Source organism: Erwinia sp. B116 (assembly GCF_002865965.1).
Lineage (GTDB): Bacteria > Pseudomonadota > Gammaproteobacteria > Enterobacterales > Enterobacteriaceae > Erwinia.
In genome coordinates this window covers 1-373 of sequence record NZ_JRZZ01000133.1, presented here as the reverse complement: position 1 = coordinate 373, position 373 = coordinate 1, and the positions used below count along the sequence as shown (strand labels likewise).

The window sequence follows — 373 nt, the reverse complement described above, 5'->3', positions numbered from 1 at the left end:
CGGGACGCTTGTGGGTTGTGAGGTTAAGCGACTAAGCGTACACGGTGGATGCCTAGGCAGTCAGAGGCGATGAAGGGCGTGCTAATCTGCGATAAGCGTCGGTAAGGTGATATGAACCGTTACAACCGACGATACCCGAATGGGGAAACCCAGTGTGTTTCGACACACTATCATGTCATGAATACATAGTGGCATGAGGCGAACCGGGGGAACTGAAACATCTAAGTACCCCGAGGAAAAGAAATCAACCGAGATTCCCCCAGTAGCGGCGAGCGAACGGGGAACAGCCCAGAACCTGAATCAGTTTGTGCGTTAGTGGAAGCGTCTGGAAAGTCGCAGGGTACAGGGTGATACTCCCGTACACAAAAACGCA

Annotated in this window: 1 rRNA gene; it reads left to right on the top strand. The window is 52.5% G+C overall.

Features of this window, described 5'->3' with window-relative positions:
- Positions 1-21 precede the first annotated feature (21 nt).
- A 23S ribosomal RNA gene (locus NV64_RS22960) occupies positions 22-373 on the top strand; the annotation flags it as partial.